Genomic DNA, 13,539 nt, shown 5'->3' with positions numbered 1-13,539 from the left:
AGGACGGCACGTGAGCGCCGCCCCCAACCTGGCCCTGGGTCAGTGGCCGGCGTTCTGACCACCGTCGACGTGCAGGATCTCGCCCGTGACGAACGGTGCCGACTCCAGGAAGAGCACCGCCTCGACGATGTCGCTGGTCTCGCCCATCCGGCCGACCGGGTGCAGCGCGTCGAACGTCGGGTAGTAGTCCGGCGAGTGCATCGGGGTCTTGATGATGCCCGGCGCCACCGCGTTGACCCGTACGCCCCGGTTCGCGTACTCGATGGCCAGTGACTTGGTCGCCGAGGTCAACCCGCCCTTGGTCAGCGAGGCCAGCACGGACGGCACGTTGGAGTTCGGCTGGTCCACGAAGCTCGTGGTGATGCTGACGATGTGACCACCCCCGCCGGCGAGCAGGTGGGGCATGGCGCGCTGGGTGAGGTTGAAGAAGCCGGCGACGTTGACACCGAAGACCAGGTCGTAGTCCTCGGCGGTGTAGTCGGTGTACGGCTTGGCGATGAAGACGCCGGCGTTGTTCACCACGGTGTCGATCCGGCCGAAGCGCTCCAGCGCGGCCGCGACGACGGCGTCGGTCGTGGCCTTGTCGGCGATGTCGCCGCGCACGGTCACGACGTCCGGGTCGTCGCTGGGGGCGATCGACCGGGACGTGGCCACGACGCCGTAGCCGAGCTTGCGGTACGCCTCGACGAGGCCGGCCCCGATGCCCTGGGACGCACCGGTGATGACGACGACCTTCTGTGCTGAGTTGGTGCTCATAGCTGTCTGAACCTCGCAGATCCGACTGGATGTCGTCGGTAGACGACTGGTCGACTAAGACGCTAGACGACCGGTCATGTATTCTCCAAGGGTGGGACGGACAAGTGACGCGCGAAACAAGATCCTCGAAGCCGCCAAGCAGCTCCTCGAGCAGCGCGGCTACTCGGCGCTGGGCGTGGCGGAGATCTGCGCGGCGGCCGGGGTGCCCAAGGGCAGCTTCTACTACTTCTTCGAGTCCAAGCAGGCGCTCGCGCTGACGGTCATCGACGAGCACTGGGCGGCCCAGCGTGCCCAGTGGGAAGCGGTGCTCAACTCGGACCGCGCTCCCCTGAGCCGCCTGCGCGACCTGTTCGAGGCCACCGAGGAGGTGCAGCGGGTCGCCCAGCGGCGCTCCGGCGTGGTGGTCGGTTGCATGTTCGGCAACCTCGCCCTCGAGCTCAGCAACCAGGCGCCCGAGATCCGGGAGCAGCTCCAGGCGATCTTCGACGCCCAGATCGACCTGATCGAGGCCGTCGTCACCCAGGCGAAGGACCTCGGCGCGGCCGGCCCGGCGGTCGACAGCCGCGAGGCGGCCCGCTCGATCGTGGCCCAGATCGAGGGCCGCGTGCTGCTCGCGAAGCTGCTCAACGACCCGACCCTGCTCGACACGCTGTGGCGCGACTGCCTGGACCTGCTCCAGGTGCCGGAAGACTCGCGAGCCCTGGTCAACTGAACCGGCCGGACGTGCTAAAGTTCGGGTATTGCGGTTTCACGTTCATACCTTGCAGACGCCCGGGTCTCCAGCCACGGGCGTTTTGTGTTGTGCCGGGTCAACCGGTCGGGATGGATGAGTTCGGCAATATCGGTCCCCGCACGGTGCGGGCGCCATTCCGAAAGGTTTTAAGAAATGACTCAAGGCACCGTCAAGTGGTTCAACGCTGACAAGGGGTTCGGCTTCATCACCCCGGATGGTGGCGGCCCGGACGTGTTCGCCCACTTCTCCGCCATCGCAGCGTCCGGCTTCCGGTCGCTCGAGGAGAACCAGCGCGTGGAGTTCGACGTCGAGCAGGGCCAGAAGGGCCCGCAGGCCGCGAACATCCGCACCATCTGATCTAGACCTGTCGCGGCCGTGCCCCTGGTCACCCTTCCGTGCACAGGGGCACGGCCACCGACAGAACCCGGGCGTCGGCCCGGACAACATCAGAGCGGGGATTGACATGGATGGTCTCCGACTCACCTCGGCGCGGCTCGTACCTGAGGTGCGCCTTTTCCTTGCGGAGGATCCGACGATCCTCTGGGCTCGGTTGGAGGCCCAGGTGGGCCACAACCTCCCCGCACCCTTCTGGGCCACGGCCTGGGGCGGCGGTCAGGCCGTCGCCCGTTACGTTCTCGACGCCCCCGAGACCGTGGCCGGACGCCGGGTGCTCGACCTCGGTTCCGGGTCAGGCCTCGTCGCGATCGCGGCGGCCAAGGCGGGTGCCGCGGTCGTCGTCGCCAACGACATCGACCCCTACGCCTTCGCCGCCATCCGGGCCAACGCCCGCGCGAACGACGTGCACGTCGTACCCCTCTCCACCAACCTCCTCGACCTGACCCCCGAGGCCGTTCTCGACCTCCAGGCCGACGTGGTGTTGGCCGGCGACGCGTTCTACGATGATCAACTCGCCGACCAGGTCCTACCCTTCCTGCTCACAGCCGCCCGCCGCGACGCGCTGGTCCTCGCCGGCGACCCGGGCCGTGGTCGGATCCCCTCCCGAGATTGGCAGGTCGTCATGACGTATCCGCTGTCGCCCGCGACCGGCGAAGAGACCTATGTAACCGCCGCCAGCGTGCTCACGCCTCGCAACCCGGGAGCGCGGCCGTGATGGTGCTCTTCCTCGGCGGTCCCTGGCACGACCAGCGCCACGACGTCACCCCCACGCGGCAGTCCGCGGGCCGGTTGCCGCTGCACTTCGCCGTGCCCACCTTCGACGGTGTCCGGCCTCGGCACGTCAACTACACCCGGCGGTACGTGCGCTCGGCCGGCGATCGCCTTCCCGTCTACGTGGCGCCGGACTATCAGGGGCCGGCCAAGGGCTGACGGGTCACCGTCTTGTGCTCCACATAGCCGGTCAGGCCCACCACGCCGTACTCCCGGCCGATTCCGCTCGCCTTGTAGCCGCCGAACGGCCCGTCGAAGCTCATCGGTGACCCGTTCAGCGTGACGGTCCCGGTGCGCAGGCGGCGGGCCACGCGCAGCGCGCGCTCGGTGCTGGCCGACCAGATGCCGCCGGACAGGCCGTACTCGGAGTCGTTGGCGATCCGGACCGCGTCGTCCTCGTCGTCGTACGGGATCACGACCAGCACCGGGCCGAAGATCTCCTCGCGGGCGATCCGCATGTCGTTGCGGACGTCGGCGAAGAGCGTGGGCGTCACGTAGTTGCCGCCCTCGAGTCCTTCCGGCACGTGCGGGCCGCCGGTGACCAGGCGGGCTCCCTCCTGCACGCCGGTGCGGATGTAGTCGCGTACCCGCTCCTGCTGGTCCCGCCTGATCATCGGGCCGACGAAGGTGTCGGGGTCGGCCGGGTCGCCGACCTTGAGCGACTCCACCATGTCCTTCAGCGCGGCGACGACCTCCTCATAGCGCTCGCGGGGAGCCAGGATCCGGGTCTGCAGGATGCACGCCTCGCCGTTGTTGGCCAGCGAGCCGAACCGCAGGCCGTTGACGGCCGCCGGCAGGTCGGCGTCGTCCAGGAGGATGGCCGCGGACTTGCCGCCGAGCTCCAGGCTGACGCGCTTGAGCTGCTCACCGGCGATCGCGGCGATCCGCCGGCCCGCGCGGGTCGACCCGGTGAACGCGATCTTGTCGACCTGCGGGTGGGAGACCAGGTACTCGCTCGTGTCCCGGTCCGCCGGCAGGATGCTGAGCACGCCCGCCGGCAGCCCGGCCTCGTGCCAGAGGTCGGCCAGCAGGGTCATGCTGAGCGAGTTCTCCGGCGAGACCTTGAGGACCACCGTGTTGCCCGCCAGCAGGGCGGGGGTCAGCTTGGCGGTGGCGGCGGAGAAGGGCGAGTTCCACGGGATGACCGCGGCGACGACGCCGATCGGCTCGCGCCGCACGATGGTGTCGAAGGCGACGTCCGGGTCGGACGGCTCCACCACCTCCTCCCAGGCGAACCCCTCGGCGGCGGCGAGGTAGGCGTTGACCTGCCGGGTCAGGAACGGCTGGCCGAGCCTGGTGAACCAGCCGGCCGAGCCGTTCTCCGCCGAGATGACCTCGGCGATCTCGTCGGCGCGGGCCTCGCGCAGCGCGTTGAGGCGGCGGACCACCGCTTGGCGCTCCTTCGGGTCGGTGCGCGGCCAGGGGCCGTCGTCGAAGGCTCTCCGGGCGGCGGCCACCGCCTTGTCCACGTCGGCGGTGTCGGCCTGGGCGACGCGGCCGAGCACCGACCGGTCGTGCGGGGACCGGATCTCGAGCAGGTCGTCGCCGTCCGGCGCGACCCATTGGCCGCCGATGTAGAGCTTGTCGCGGATGATCATGCTGTGGCTCCTTCGAGGTCGGTGGACCGGCTGACGGCCGCCCACGCGCGGGCCTCGGCGAGCCGCTCCTCCTCGGCGGCCAAGGTGAGCTCCAGAGCGTCGTTGCCGAGCAGCAGCCGGCGCGGGTGCTCCTGCCCCTCCACCAGGTCGACGATCGCCTTGGCCATTCGGGCGGGGTCGCCGGGCTCGTTGCCGGCGTACGCCGCGAACCGGTCCTGCCAGACGCCGACGGACTCCGCGTACTCGGGCCGGGTCGGTCCGGAGGTCTTCGCGGCGCCGGCCGCCCAGCCGGTGCGGATGCCACCGGGCTCGACGATCGTCACCTTGATGCCCAGGTGCCCGACCTCGTTGGCGAGGACCTCGGAGAAGCCCGCGACGCCGAACTTGGCGGTCTGGTAGGCGCTGAGCCCCGGCGTGCCGCCGACCCGCCCGCCGACGGACGAGATCTGGACGAGGTGCCCGGACCGCTGGCGGCGCATGACCGGCAGTGCGGCCCGGCTGACGTTGACGACGCCGAAGAGGTTGGTCTCGACCTGCGCGCGGAACTCGTCGGCCGGGAAGTCCTCGACGGTGCCGGTCGTGGCGTAGCCGGCGTTGTTGACGACGACGTCGAGTCCACCGAACCGGTCGACCACGGCGGCGACGCCCGCCCGGACCGCTGCCTCGTCGGTCAGGTCCACGGCCAAGGTCAACAGCCGGTCCGGGTACGCCTGGCGCAGGTCGGCCACGGCGTCCGGCTGGCGGGAGGTGACCGCGACCCGGTCGCCGTTGGCGAGCGCCGCCTCGGTCAGGGCCCGGCCGAGTCCTTGGGACCCGCCGGTGATCAGCCAGGTGCGTGCCATTTGTGAATCTCCTGTTCCATGTCGGGTTCGAACCGCAACACTAGCGTGGTGTTTTGGAGCGGATCCACGACGGAGGGTATGATGTACGGCACGATGAGAGCTGATGCCGCCCGCAACCTGGCCGGGGTCCTGCGCGCCGGGGCCCGACTGCTGGCCGACGACCCGAGCACCCCGCTGTCCGCCATCGCCACCGCCGCCGGGGTCGACCGCACGACCGTCCACCGCCGCTTCGCCAATCGCGAGGCGCTGCTGAGCGCGGTCTTCGAGGCGAAGCTCGACTCGGCCGAGCGGGTGCTCGACGAGGCCCGGCTCACCGAGGCCCCGGTGGCGGTGGCCCTGCACCGCTACGTCGAGGGGATCGTCCCGGTCAGCCGGGAATGGCCGGTCGACACGCGGCGGATGATGCGCGCCGACCCGTCCGCCGAGGGCCGGGCACAGAAGCAGAGCGCCCGCCTGGACGCGTTCGTCCAGCGGGCGGTCGACGAGGGCTTCCTGCGCGGCGACGTGCCGTGGGCCAGAGCCGTCCTCGACCAGTTGGTCAGCACCGCGGCGTACCGCTTCCCCGACCTGACTCCCCCGCAGGCGGCGGACCTGGTCGTCGAGACGCTACTGCGCGGCCTGGGCCGCTAGGCCGTCGAAGGCGACCGCGAGCATGCGGTCGCGCTGGTCGGCCGAGGCGAAGTTCACGGTGGTGTACGCCATCGCGAAGCGCATGACGTCGTCGATGTCCACGTCCGTCCGCATGGTGCCGGCCTCCTGCGCTCGGGCCAGCAGCGGTCCGCCGGCCGCGTAGAGCGCCTCCGTCGCGGCCCGGTAGGCGGGTGACCCCCGGTCCAGCCCGGTCGCGACCGCGCGCTTGGTCGCCACGTAGTCGACGAACCGCCGCAGCCACGTGGTGATGCCCTCCCACGGGCCAAGCTCGCCCGCGCCCTCGGCCGCACGGCAGACGGCGTCGACCTCCGTCAGGTATACCTGCTCCAGGAGCTGCTCCCTGGCGGGGAAGTTGCGGTAGAGGGTGGCGATGCCGACCCCGGCCCGGCGGGCCACCTCGTCCAGGGGCGCGTCAGCGCCGTACTCGGTGAACACCTCCCGGGCCGCCGCCACCAGGGCGTCGAAGTTGCGTGCGGCGTCCACCCGGTGGGGTCGGCGCGCACCCATCACGGACAGGTCGAGGCCCGGCATTGGCGCTCCCCTCGAAGCGGAGTACGGTTATCAGTAATCCGATAACTCGGCTCCGTTTTACCGGAGTCTGATTATCAGTCTATCCGCTCGCAGGAAGCTACCGATGACCCTCACCGCAACCGCGCCTGCCCACGCTCCGGCACGATCGGCCACGTCGCTGGTCTTCGTGCTGCTCGGCCTCGGCGCCGGCACCTTCGCCATCCTTCAGTCGCTGATCAGCCCGGTGCTCCCCGTGATCCGCCAAGACCTCGGCACCACCCAGGCCGGCGTGTCCTGGGTGCTGATCGCCTGGCTGCTCTCCGCCTCGGTCGCCACCCCGATCCTCGGCCGCATCGCCGACCTCATCGGCAAGCACCGCGCCCTCCTCATCGTGCTCGGCGCGATCGGCGTGGGCAGCCTCGTCTCCGCGCTCGCCCCGAACCTCGGCGTGCTGATCGTCGGCCGGATCATCCAGGGGCTCGGCGGCGCCATCTTCCCGATCGTGTTCGGCATCATCCGCGACGAGTACCCCGCGCATCGCGTGCCGCGGGCAATCGGCGCGATGTCCAGCGTGATCGCCGTCGGCGGCGGTCTCGGCACCGTGCTGGCCGGACCGATCACCGCGGCCCTCGGCTGGCGCTGGCTGTTCGGCATCCCGCTCGTCCTGGTCGTGGCGGTGGCCACGTTGGCCTGGAAGTTCGTGCCGGCCTCGCCCGTGCGGGGCGGGGGCCGGGTCAACTGGCCGGCCGCCGCCCTGCTGGCCGGCTGGCTGGTCGCCCTGCTGCTGCCGGTGAGCACCGGAGCGCGCTGGGGTTGGCTCTCGACGCCCACCCTCGGCCTGTTCGTCGTGGCGGCCATCGCCTTCGCCGCGTGGGTCGTGGTGGAGACCCGGTCGGCGAACCCGATGATCGACATGCGGATGATGCGCCACCGTCCAGTGTGGACGACCAACCTGGTCGCCCTGCTCTTCGGCGCGGCGATGTTCTCCGTCATCACCTTCCTGCCGCAGTTCGTCCAGACCCCGTCGCGGGCCGGGTACGGCTTCGGCTCCAGCGTCACGGTCGCCGGCTTCCTGATCCTCCCGATGCTGGTCACGATGGCCGTCGGCGGCATGGTCAGCGGACCCGTTCACCGGGTCGTCGGGTTCCGGGCACAGCTCGCCTACGGCTCGGTGTTCCTCGCCGCCGGCGCCATCGGCTTCGCCCTCCTCAACAACGCGCCGTGGCAGGTTTCCCTCGCGGCAGGGGTCTTCGGGCTCGGGCTCGGCCTCGCGTACGCGGCCATGACCAGCGTTATCGTGCACTCGGTCAGCCCGTCCGCGACCGGCGCCGCCACCGGCATGAACGCCAACATCCGCAACATCGGCGGAGCGATCGGCACGGCGGTGGTCAGCGCCCTGGTGACGGGCACGATCGCGGCCAACGGGCTGCCCACGTCGACCGGCTATACGGTCGGCTTCCTCACGATCGCCGCCACCGCCGCAGTGGCCGTCGTCCTGTCCCTCCTCGTGCCGAGCCGCCGTTAGCCCTTCACCGCACCTTGCAGGCCACCGACGATCTGCTTCTCCGCGAACGTGAAGAAGACGAGCGCCGGGAGCATGGCCAAGGACGTGAAGGCCAGGATGCCGGCCGTGTCCGAGGTGTACTGGCTGGAGAAGTTCTGCACGCCGAGCGGAAGCGTGTGCAGGTTGACGTCGCTGAGCACCAGCAACGGCAACAGGAACGCGTTCCAGCTCGCCACGAAGGCCAGCACGCCGACGGTGACCAGGGCGGGTTTGGACAGCGGGAGCGTGATGCGCCACAGGAAGCCCAGCTTGCCCGTGCCGTCGATCGCGGCCGCGTCCTCGAGCTCGCGCGGGATGGCGGTCAGGAACGGCCGCAGGATCACGATGGTGAGCGGCAGGGAGAACGCGACCTGCGGCAGGATCACCGCGTAGTACGAGTTGGTCAGGTTCAGGTCGCGCAGCATCAGGTAGAGCGGCAGGATCGCCGCGCCCGCCGGAAAGAGCAGGCCTAGGGTGAAGAACGTGTAGAGCGCCTCGCGGCCCCGGAAGGTGTAGCGGGCCAGCACGTACGCGGCACAGACGCCCAGCACCACCACGGCGAGCGTCGTGCCCAGGGCGATCACGGCGCTGTTGAAGGCCTGACCCCAGAAGTCGCTCTGGGTGAGCACCCGCGCGTAGTTGTCCCACACCCACGGGTCCGGCCACCCGGCCGGGTCCGCGACGATCTGCGGCGTGGTCCGGAAGCCGCCGACGATCACGTAGACCACCGGCGCGATCGACACGGCGGCGACCGCGAACGCCAACGAGTACGTCAGCGGGCTGCCCCAGGAGAACGGCCGGCGCTGTGTCATCAGCCCACCCTTCTTGTGATGGCGCCCTCGATGTCCCGGCGAAGCAGGAAACGCTGGAACAGCAACGCCGCGACGAACGAGATGACGAACAGGATCACGGCGACCGCGTTGCCATAGCCCCAGAGCCGGGCGAAGAAGCCGTTGTCCACCATGTACGTGGCCATGGTGCCCGAGGCCCCGAGGGAGCGGACGGCCGGCACCGAGGTCACCCAGATCACGTCGAAGACCTGGAGCGAGCCGATGATCGACAGGAACATCCAGATGCGGATCGTCGGACCCAGCAACGGCAGCGTGATGTGCCGCTGGGCCTGCCACCACCCGGCGCCGTCGATCGCGGCCGCCTCGGTCAGCTCCTGGGGCACATTGGACAGACCGGCGAGCAGCAGGATGATGGCGAAGCCGACGTACTTCCAGGTGAGCACGAACAGCAGCGTCCAGATCACCACGTCGAGGTCGGCCAGCCACGCCTGGGTCAGGCCGCCGAGGCCGAGCGACTTGAGCAGCGCGTCGACCGTGCCCCCGTCGGTCAGAATCAGCTTCCACATGATGCCGACGGTGACCTCGGCCAACACGTAGGGCACGAAGACCAGCAGGCGGAACACCGTGCGCCCACGGAAGCGGCGGTTGAGCAGCAGGGCGATGCCGAGCGCGATCGGACCCTGCACCAGCAGCGACCCCACGACGATGATGGCGTTGTTGCGCAGCGCGTCGATGAAGATCGGGTCCTGGAAGGCCAGCACGTAGTTGTCGAACCCGACGAACTGGGTCGGCGGCCCGACCCCGCGCCAGCGGTAGAGGCTGTAGTAGACGGCGAAGCCCATCGGCACGAGCACGAACATCACGTACACGGCGATCGCCGGTGTGGTCAGTCCGATGATCTCGTACCACTTGCGTCGGGTCCCGGCCGCCCTGCTGCGCGAGCCCGTCGGCGGCGCCGAGGCGCCGCCGACGAGGCTCACTGACTTCGTAGCGGTCACTTGCGGGCAGCCGACTTCATGGCGTCGACGACCTGCTGCGGCGTGCCCTTGCCGGCGAAGATGGCGACGATGGCGTCGTTCATCGCGTTGCCGACGGTGCTGCCGTAGGCGGTGTCCAGCCAGAGCTGCACGTACGAGGCGCCCGATGTCGCCTCCAGGATGGACTTCAACGCCGGGTCCTCGACGCCGGTCTCGGCGCCCTTGGCCACCGGCAGGCCGACACCCGTCTCGGCGTACCCCTTCTGGACCTCGGGGCTGACGATGTACTTCAGGAACTCGACGCACTCGGCCGGCGCGTTCTTCGCGCAGGCGAACCCGTCACCGCCACCGAGGGCCGCCTTCGGGTCGCCGGCCGAGCCGGAGATCGCCGGCACCGGGAACCAGCCGAGGAACTTGGCCAGCTTGTCGGGGTCCTCGGCGACCGTCTCCAGCGTGCCCTTGTTCCAGTCGCCCATCAGCTCCATCGCGGCCTTGCCGTTGGCGAGCAGGCCGTTGGCGCTGGTCGGGTCGTTCTGGCCGGGGGTGGCGATGAAGTTGTTCTGGAACGGCTGGGTGCCGATGAAGGTCTTGAGGTCCTCGCCGGCCTTGACGAAGCACGGGTCGTCGAAGGTGAGGTCGATCGACGCCTTCTTCAGCGTGTCCACCGAGCAGGCGCGCAGGGCGAAGTTGTACCACCAGTGCGCGGCCGGCCATTTGTCACCCGCACCGAGCGCGATCGGCACGACGTTGATCGCCTTGAGCTTGGTGACCGCGTCGTTGAGCTCGTCGAACGTCGTCGGAGGCGCCGTGATGCCCGCCTGCGCGAACATGTCCTTGTTGTACCAGATGCCTTCGATGCCCATCCGGAACGGCAGACCGTACTGCTTGCCGTCGACCTGCCAGATCTCGGACGCGCTGCCGATGTTGGCGACCTCGGTCTTGACCTGCTCGGTGATGTCCTTGAGGTAGTCGGCCTCGACCTGCTCCCGGATCTCGCCGCCGCCCCAGGCCTGGAAGATGTCCGGCGGGTCGCTCGTCAGCAGCGCGGCGGGGAGCCGGGTGCGTTGGAGCTGGTTGGTCTCGATCGCCTCGATCTCGATCGTGACGGTCGGGTGCGCCGTGGAGAAGTCCTTGGCCACCTTCGTCCAGTAGGTCTTGCCCGGGCCGTCCTGCGAGGCGTTGTGCCACCAGGTCAGCGTGACGGGGTTCTGGTAAAGCTCGTCGGCGGCGGGTTCTTCGCTCTCACCGCCGCCGCTACAGGCGGCAAGGAGGAGCGCGCCGGACATAAGTATCCCCAGGAAAGGGGCCGCACGGTTCTTAGTTGCCATCAATGTCTCCTCGACCAGTCAGTCGCGGTACTCGGCATTGACGGGGAGTTTTGCAGCCTGTCAAGGCCAGTGTCAATCGTTATCGATATCGTTTTCGAAACATGCCTGACGCCCCCCGTTAAGGCATCTATCATCATCGGCGTGGCGTTCCCGCAGCGCGTGAAGATGTCGGACGTGGCCCGCACGGCCGGCGTCTCCGTGGCCACCGTGTCCAAGGTCGTCAACGGGCGTTACGGGGTCGCGCAGGCCACCGTGGAGCGGGTGCAGCAGGTCATCAGCCAACTCGGGTACGAGGCGAGTCTCGGTGCGCAGTCGCTGCGGAGCCACCGCACCAACGTGCTCGGCATCCTGGTCGCGGAGTTCGAGCCGTTCTCGACGGAGCTCTTGAAGGGTGCGTCCAAGGAGGTCGCCGGCACTGGCTATCAGCTGCTGGCGTACTCGAGCGGTGATGGTGGCGGCACCGCGATCGGTTGGGAACGGCGCTCGTTGGCGCGGCTGTCCGGCACGTTGATCGACGGGGCGGTGATCGTCACGCCGACCGTCGTGGAGACGAAGCAGGACTTCCATGTGGTCGCGGTCGACCCGCATACGGGGCCGTCCGGGCTGCCGACCATCGACTCCGACAACTTCGCGGGCGCCGTGCTCGCGACGAACTATCTGCTGTCGTTGGGGCACCGGCGGATCGGGCATCTGAGTGGTCGGCCCGACCTGGAGTCGGCGCGATTGCGCGAGGCCGGGTTCCGCAAGGCGATGGCCGACGCGGGGGTCGCGGTCGACGAGCGGCTGGTTCGCGTCGGTGGCTTCCGGGTGGAGAGCGCTTCGGTCCCGGCCGCGGAGTTGCTGTCCCTGGCCGAACGGCCGACGGCGGTTTTCGCCGGCAACGACCTGTCCGCCATCTCCATGATGGACGTTGCCCGGACCATGGGCCTGTCGGTGCCCGACGACCTGTCCGTGATCGGGTTCGACAACGTGCCGGAGTCGGCGTTGGTCAACCCACCACTGACGACGATCACGCAGCCACTGCAACGCATGGGCGCGGAGGCCTTGCGGTTGCTGGTCGACCTGATCGCCGGGGTTGACCGGTCCACCCACATACGGCTGCCCACGGAGCTGGTGGTGCGGGCATCGTGCCGGGCGTTCCCGCCGCCCAGGGGCCTGTCCTAGCATCGACGCGGCGCGGGCGGGGCACTGCCCGACCGGAACGGAGGGCCAGTGTGCGCGGCGAGACCGGCATCGCTCCAGAGGTGGGCCGGTGTGCCCCGGGGGATTCGGGTCGTCGTGATCGTCGCCGTCTGCGTCCTCGGGTACGGCGGGATCGTCCACCTGGGCGACCTGCTCGGCGTCCGGCCGGGTGGTCCCAGCCCGTCCACCCCCACCTGGCTGATGCTGTACTTCACCTCGCTGACCGTCTTCGATCCGCTCGCGGCGCTGTTGCTAGCGCTGCGCCGGGTCGAAGGACTGCTGCTCGGCTGTGCCGTTTTCGTCAGCGACGCGGCGGCGAACGGGTACGCCAACTACGTGCTGGACGCCACGCCGGGGATCACGGCCGGCCGGATCGGGCAAGCGGTGATCACGGCACTCGCGGTCGCCCTGATCGCGGCGGCGCCCGCGCTCGCGCCCTGGCTGCACCGGTCCCGACGCGCCGGCGAGTGCGCTATCCATGAACGGTGTCGGTAGTGCCAACAACACGTCGCTTCGCTCGGCGACCGTCCCGTGTGGAACGGGTCTGAGCTGCCCCCGCCGGCCCGGGGACACTGGTTCGCATTGCCGGTGTTTTGGAATCCGCTCGGACCATTTCCGCTTACGCGGTGAACACGACTCGACTCCAAACGTTGCCAGGCCGCTCGACCACGGATCCCTCGCCCGCCGTGTGCGGGACCGTCAGCTTGCTACCGGGTCGGGGGTGGCGTTGCGGGTCGGTGGGTTGTCGAGGGCTTGTTGGCGGACGCCGCGGAGCAATAGGTAGCCGATCATCCAGAACTCGCCCACGGTTGCCGGGAAGGCGAGGATGTCCGCGATCGGTGGCGCGTCCGGGGCCAGGTAGCGGATGAACGCGCTCAGCACGTAACCGACGCCGCCGGCGATCAGCAGCCAGCCCAAGGCGCCGGGCAGCCAGCGCGAGCGCAGTACGACCTGGCCCATGGGGATCAGCCACAGGCCGAAGAACAGCGCGCCGACTCCCCACAGGTTGTCGCTGATGCCGTAGAGCAGCTGCACGGTGGACGCCGGCGCACCACCGAGCGCCGAGTCCAACGCGGTCGCCAGCAGGGCCGCGCTCGACAGGATCGCCACCGCGTTGGCCAAGCCGAAGGCGGCGATGCCGCCCGCGGCGAAACGGTCCGCCGCGTGGAACAGGCGGTAGAACCACACCGCGACCAACGCCTGGGTCAGCACCGTGAGCAGCTCGAAGGCGATGCCGGCGCGGGCCAGGGACTCGTGCGCCAGCACGTTGGCCAGCGTCGCCGCCGAGTCGTCGGGGTCGTAGAGGCGGGAGCGGATCAGGAGGAAACCCAGGCCTCCCGAGATGGCCAGGCTCAGATAGAGCAGACCGGTCACCCGGGCGGTGCGGATCAGCGGGTCCATGTCGCGGGCTCCCTCGATGAGTCTTACCATGTAAGGTGCCTTACATGGTAAGGTGACCCC

General features: G+C 69.6%; 16 protein-coding genes. 8 read left to right on the top strand and 8 right to left on the bottom strand.

Annotated features, from left to right (window positions below; all coding sequences use genetic code 11):
* Positions 1-39: 39 nt before the first annotated feature.
* Positions 40-756: an SDR family oxidoreductase gene (locus tag AB0J88_RS22815; RefSeq protein ID WP_364359334.1), complete on the bottom strand. Its 717-nt coding sequence runs from the start codon at positions 754-756 to the stop codon at positions 40-42.
* A gap of 91 nt (positions 757-847) precedes the next feature.
* Between AB0J88_RS22815 and AB0J88_RS22810 the strand changes: the two genes are divergently transcribed.
* The 4 genes from AB0J88_RS22810 to AB0J88_RS22795 all read left to right on the top strand — a co-directional run bounded on the left by AB0J88_RS22810 (position 848) and on the right by AB0J88_RS22795 (position 2,815).
* Complete coding sequence (locus tag AB0J88_RS22810; RefSeq protein ID WP_364359337.1) at positions 848-1,468, top strand: TetR/AcrR family transcriptional regulator; 621 nt, start codon at positions 848-850, stop codon at positions 1,466-1,468.
* A 174-nt stretch (positions 1,469-1,642) separates the two neighbouring features.
* Positions 1,643-1,846, top strand: coding sequence for a cold-shock protein (locus tag AB0J88_RS22805; protein WP_089251832.1), 204 nt, complete (start codon positions 1,643-1,645; stop codon positions 1,844-1,846).
* Between the two features lie 148 nt (positions 1,847-1,994).
* Positions 1,995-2,600, top strand: coding sequence for a 50S ribosomal protein L11 methyltransferase (locus tag AB0J88_RS22800; RefSeq protein WP_364359341.1), 606 nt, complete (start codon positions 1,995-1,997; stop codon positions 2,598-2,600).
* Entirely contained in the window at positions 2,597-2,815 is a 219-nt protein-coding gene (locus AB0J88_RS22795; RefSeq protein ID WP_364359344.1) for a hypothetical protein, read from the top strand. Before AB0J88_RS22800 ends, AB0J88_RS22795 begins: the two co-directional genes overlap by 4 nt.
* Here the strand turns inward: AB0J88_RS22795 and AB0J88_RS22790 are convergent.
* A complete protein-coding gene (locus tag AB0J88_RS22790; RefSeq protein WP_364359347.1) occupies positions 2,794-4,254 on the bottom strand; it encodes an aldehyde dehydrogenase in 1,461 nt (486 codons plus the stop codon). The genes AB0J88_RS22795 and AB0J88_RS22790 overlap by 22 nt on opposite strands.
* The gene (locus AB0J88_RS22785) at positions 4,251-5,096 is read right to left on the bottom strand and encodes an SDR family NAD(P)-dependent oxidoreductase (RefSeq protein ID WP_364359349.1); all 846 of its coding nucleotides are present in this window, start codon (positions 5,094-5,096) and stop codon (positions 4,251-4,253) included. Before AB0J88_RS22785 ends, AB0J88_RS22790 begins: the two co-directional genes overlap by 4 nt.
* A 93-nt stretch (positions 5,097-5,189) precedes the next feature.
* Between AB0J88_RS22785 and AB0J88_RS22780 the strand changes: the two genes are divergently transcribed.
* Positions 5,190-5,726, top strand: a complete 537-nt coding sequence (locus AB0J88_RS22780; RefSeq protein WP_364359352.1) for a helix-turn-helix domain-containing protein — start codon at positions 5,190-5,192, stop codon at positions 5,724-5,726.
* On the opposite strand, the gene AB0J88_RS22775 is transcribed toward AB0J88_RS22780, so the two are convergent.
* Complete coding sequence (locus AB0J88_RS22775) at positions 5,703-6,278, bottom strand: helix-turn-helix domain-containing protein (protein WP_364359355.1); 576 nt, start codon at positions 6,276-6,278, stop codon at positions 5,703-5,705. The genes AB0J88_RS22780 and AB0J88_RS22775 overlap by 24 nt on opposite strands.
* 103 nt (positions 6,279-6,381) lie before the next feature.
* Between AB0J88_RS22775 and AB0J88_RS22770 the strand changes: the two genes are divergently transcribed.
* The gene (locus AB0J88_RS22770) at positions 6,382-7,782 is read left to right on the top strand and encodes an MFS transporter (protein ID WP_364359358.1); all 1,401 of its coding nucleotides are present in this window, start codon (positions 6,382-6,384) and stop codon (positions 7,780-7,782) included.
* Here AB0J88_RS22770 and AB0J88_RS22765 read toward each other — a convergent pair.
* Genes AB0J88_RS22765 through AB0J88_RS22755 form a run of 3 tightly spaced genes read right to left on the bottom strand, consistent with a single transcriptional unit; the run spans position 7,779 to position 10,854 of the window.
* Positions 7,779-8,612: a carbohydrate ABC transporter permease gene (locus AB0J88_RS22765; protein WP_364359361.1), complete on the bottom strand. Its 834-nt coding sequence runs from the start codon at positions 8,610-8,612 to the stop codon at positions 7,779-7,781. The two genes, AB0J88_RS22770 and AB0J88_RS22765, sit on opposite strands and share 4 nt — an antisense overlap.
* Positions 8,612-9,589: a sugar ABC transporter permease gene (locus AB0J88_RS22760; RefSeq protein WP_364737976.1), complete on the bottom strand. Its 978-nt coding sequence runs from the start codon at positions 9,587-9,589 to the stop codon at positions 8,612-8,614. The genes AB0J88_RS22765 and AB0J88_RS22760 overlap by 1 nt, the downstream gene beginning before the upstream one ends.
* Positions 9,586-10,854, bottom strand: a complete 1,269-nt coding sequence (locus AB0J88_RS22755; RefSeq protein WP_364361868.1) for an extracellular solute-binding protein — start codon at positions 10,852-10,854, stop codon at positions 9,586-9,588. Before AB0J88_RS22755 ends, AB0J88_RS22760 begins: the two co-directional genes overlap by 4 nt.
* Positions 10,855-11,037: 183 nt before the next feature.
* Here AB0J88_RS22755 and AB0J88_RS22750 point away from each other — a divergent pair, with 183 nt between their 5' ends.
* Together AB0J88_RS22750 and AB0J88_RS22745 are read left to right on the top strand one after the other, a co-directional pair.
* Positions 11,038-12,060, top strand: a complete 1,023-nt coding sequence (locus tag AB0J88_RS22750; RefSeq protein WP_364361866.1) for a LacI family DNA-binding transcriptional regulator — start codon at positions 11,038-11,040, stop codon at positions 12,058-12,060.
* Between the two features lie 90 nt (positions 12,061-12,150).
* Positions 12,151-12,573: a hypothetical protein gene (locus AB0J88_RS22745; RefSeq protein WP_364361864.1), complete on the top strand. Its 423-nt coding sequence runs from the start codon at positions 12,151-12,153 to the stop codon at positions 12,571-12,573.
* 204 nt (positions 12,574-12,777) lie between these two features.
* Here AB0J88_RS22745 and AB0J88_RS22740 read toward each other — a convergent pair whose 3' ends face one another.
* The gene (locus AB0J88_RS22740; protein ID WP_364361862.1) at positions 12,778-13,479 is read right to left on the bottom strand and encodes a DUF4386 domain-containing protein; all 702 of its coding nucleotides are present in this window, start codon (positions 13,477-13,479) and stop codon (positions 12,778-12,780) included.
* Positions 13,480-13,539: the final 60 nt, after the last annotated feature.

The organism is Asanoa sp. NPDC049475 (assembly GCF_040676915.1).
GTDB lineage: Bacteria > Actinomycetota > Actinomycetes > Mycobacteriales > Micromonosporaceae > Asanoa.
This window is presented reverse-complemented; position numbering and strand designations above follow the sequence as displayed.